Source organism: Modestobacter sp. KNN46-3, from assembly GCF_011039295.1.
The window spans coordinates 1-3497 of record NZ_JAAKGN010000260.1 but is presented as its reverse complement, the minus strand read 5'-3'; the positions used below and the strand labels follow the sequence as shown (position 1 = coordinate 3497).

Here is a 3497-nt window from a genome sequence, read left to right as displayed (position 1 = left end):
TGGTCGAGGACGGCGCCGTCGCCCTCGCCGGCGGCTACGTGCTGGTCTCGGTCGTCGGGGGCGTGCTGGCGGTGGCCGCCGGGCTGACCGCCGGTCGTGCGGTGGTGAGCCGGCCGTGACGGCGCTGAGGGTGGCGACGGTGTCGGCGACCACGACGGAGCCCTCACCGCCGGATGCCTCGATGGCAGCGAGCAGGGCGCGGATGGTGTCGACCATCTGCAGCAGTGCGTCGGTGCGCGTGGGCGTCAGTTCCAGGGCGCCGTCCCGCAGCCGGGACAGCAGGTTCTCCCCGACGTGCGCGACCTCCTCCAGCCGGTTGAAGGCCAGGAAGCCGCTGGTGCCCTTGATCGTGTGGATGGTCCGGAAGATGCTCGAGAGCCGGTCCCGTGAACGGGGGTCCTGCTCCAGGGCGACCAGATCCTGGTCCAGCTGGTCGAGGTTCTCGTGGCTCTCCACGAGGAACTCCTCGACGATGTCGTCCAGACCTTCCACGCCTGCCTCTTCCCCTTGGTGCGCCGTGGGGCCTGCCCCGCACAGCGATGGCTTCATCGGCGCCCACCGGTCCACCTGAAGGTGAATTCCGGGCGGGCGCCCGCCTTTTCTGAATCGCCATTCCATGGGTCCAAAATGGTGTTTCATTCCCATGTCGACAATGGCCGCGGATCAGCGTCCGACCTGGTCAGAACCTGAGGCCACGGCGTGATGTGACGAATCGGCAGCCCCGGAGACGACTGTGACCGCCGACCCGGGGGCCGACGGTCACAGTGGGGGAGCAGAGGAGGAGAAGGGCCTGGTGAGGCCGGTGGGGCGACCGGTTCAGGCGCGCAGGGCCGCAGCCAACCGCTCGAGGACGGCGCGCACACCGTCCAGGTCGGGCACCCGGTGGGCGGCGGCGGTGTCGCCGTCCCCGACCTTGATCGTCACGCCGTCCGACGCCAGGGCACGGAAGCCGTCCTCGTCGGTGACGTCGTCGCCGAGGTACAGCGCCCCCTGGGCGCCCAGCTCCTCGCGCAGCCGGAGCAGGGCCGACCCCTTGTCGGCGTCGGTGACCGCCAGCTCCAGCACGTCCTTGCCCGGCTTGGCGGTGAGCGCAGGGTCGGCTCCCGGGCCGGCGGCGACGTCGGCGAGCAGCTGGTCGGCCGCCGCACGGTCGGCGACGGTGCGCACGTGCACCGCGGCACCGGCCGGCTTGTGCTCCAGCCGGGCACCGGGGACGGCCTCGACCAGCGGGGCGAGCGCCGCGGCGAGCTGGTCACGCCGGACGGCGAGGTCGCCGGTCAGCGGCCCGTCGAACTCCGCGCCGTGACTGCCCACCCAGCGGAACGGGCCGGTCAGCCCGCTGGTCGCCTGCAGGTCGGCCACCCCGCGGCCGCTCACCAGCGCGACGGTCACCCCGTCGACGGTCGCCAGCCGGGCGAGCAGCTCGCCGACACCGGGCTCGGGCACCGCCGCGGCCGGGTCGTCCCGCAGCCGGGCCAGCACGCCGTCGTAGTCGCTGGCCAGCAGCAGCGGACGGCGTCCGGCCAGCTCGTCCAGCGCCTGGTCGAGGGCGGTCGTCATGCCTGCGCCTGCAGCGACTCGAAGAACGAGTTCGCCCAGTGGTCGAGGTCGTGCTTGGTGACGTACCGGCGCATCGCCTTCATCCGCTTGGCGCTCTCGGCCGGCTCCATCCGCAGCGCGCGCAGCAGCTGCGCCTTCACCCCGGCGATGTCGTGCGGGTTGACCAGCAGCGCCTGCTTGAGCTCGGCGGCGGCCCCGGCGAACTCGCTCAGCACCAGCACACCGCCGTTGTCACCCCGGGCGGCGACGTACTCCTTGGCGACCAGGTTCATCCCGTCACGGTAGGGCGTGACCAGCATGACGTCGGCCGCGCGGTACATCGCGGCCAGCTCCTCGCGGGGCATCGACTGGTTGAAGTAGTGCACGGCCGGCCCGGCCATCGAGCCGTAGACGCCGTTGATGTGCCCGACCTGCTGCTCGATCGTCTCGCGCATGGTCACGTAGTGCTCGACCCGCTCGCGGCTGGGGGTGGCCACCTGCACCAGGACCGTCGAGGGGGCCTCCAGGGCGCCGTCCTCGAGCAGCTCCTCGAACGCCTCCAGGCGCACCCCGATGCCCTTGGTGTAGTCGAGGCGGTCGACGCCGAGCACGATCTTGTCCGGCTGGCCCAGCTCCTCGCGGATCTCCGCGGCCCGGGCCAGCACCTCCGGGGTGCGGGCCAGCTCGTCGAAGGCGGACACGTCGATGGAGATCGGGAAGGCCTTGGCGGTGACCGTGCGGCCCTCGTAGGAGACGGTGTTGCCCTTGCACGGGAGGTCGTGCAGCCGCCGGGCGAGGTTGACGAAGTTGCTGGCCGCCGACGGCTGCTGGAAGCCGATCAGGTCGGCGCCGAGCAGACCCTCGATGATCGCCGAGCGCCACGGCAGCTGGGTGAACAGCTCGTAGGGCGGGAACGGGATGTGCAGGAAGAAGCCGATGGTCAGGTCGGGCCGCTGCTGCCGCAGCATCGCCGGCACCAGCTGCAGCTGGTAGTCGTGCACCCAGACGATCGCGCCCTCGGCAGCCACCTCGGCGGCCCGGTCGGCGAACCGCTTGTTGACCTGGACGTAGGCGTCCCACCACTTGCGGTGGTACTCCGGCTTCTCGACGACGTCGTGGTAGAGCGGCCACAGCGAGGCGTTGGAGAACCCCTCGTAGTAGCGGTCCACCTCCTCCTCGGACAGCGGCACCGGCACCAGCGACATGCCGCCGGACTCGAAGGGCTCGGGGGCATCGCCCGCAGCGCCCGACCAGCCGACCCAGGCGCCGCCGCGACCGGCGACGAAGGGCTCGAGCGCGGTGACCAGGCCGCCGGGGCTGCGCTGGTAGCGCGTCGTCCCGTCGGGGTCGGTCACCTGGTCGACGGGCAGGCGGTTCGCCACCACCACCACCGGGCTGTCGGCCTCCACCTGGTCTCCTCCGGTGCGCGTTGATCCACTCATCCCGCCCCGACCCTAGGTGACGGGGCCCACCAGGCGCGCATCGCGGCTCAGCGGGAGAGCAGGAAACCGGCTGCTGCGGCGCCCAGGCCGAGCAGCAGGGAGCCGGTGACGTAGCCCAGCGACCGCAGGACGGCGCGCTCCTCCACCAGCCGGACGACGTCCCAGCCGAAGGTGGAGAAGGTCGTGAGGGTGCCGCAGAAGCCGGTGCCCACCAGCGCCACGACGGCGGGGGAGACGTCGGACCGGCCCAGCAGCACGCCGAGGACGGCGCTGCCCAGCACGTTGACCGTGAGCGTCCCCAGCACGCTGCCCGGGCCCCGGCGGGCGGTGGCCACCCGGTCGGCGAGCAGCCGCAGCGGCGCACCGGCCAGCGCTCCCAACGCCACCCACAGCGCCGTCACGGCCGGCTCACCACCGCACGACCGGCGGTCAGCCCGGCGGCCACCGCCAGCACGCCCCCGACGACCGAGACCAGCACGTAGCCGCCGGCGAGGGCGACGGCGCCGTCCTCGACCA

4 protein-coding genes are annotated in these 3497 nt (G+C 72.7%); all 4 read right to left on the bottom strand.

Features of this window, described 5'->3' with window-relative positions; translation table 11 throughout:
* On the bottom strand, positions 1-492 hold a 492-nt coding region (locus G5C62_RS26120; protein WP_241176149.1), incomplete at its 3' end, for an Hpt domain-containing protein.
* A gap of 324 nt (positions 493-816) precedes the next feature.
* A complete protein-coding gene (gene otsB, locus G5C62_RS26115; RefSeq protein ID WP_164703288.1) occupies positions 817-1560 on the bottom strand; it encodes a trehalose-phosphatase in 744 nt (247 codons plus the stop codon).
* The gene (locus G5C62_RS26110) at positions 1557-2948 is read right to left on the bottom strand and encodes a trehalose-6-phosphate synthase (protein WP_036334155.1); all 1392 of its coding nucleotides are present in this window, start codon (positions 2946-2948) and stop codon (positions 1557-1559) included. Before G5C62_RS26110 ends, otsB begins: the two co-directional genes overlap by 4 nt.
* An 80-nt stretch (positions 2949-3028) precedes the next feature.
* Complete coding sequence (locus G5C62_RS26105; protein ID WP_164703287.1) at positions 3029-3382, bottom strand: CrcB family protein; 354 nt, start codon at positions 3380-3382, stop codon at positions 3029-3031.
* Positions 3383-3497 lie beyond the last annotated feature (115 nt).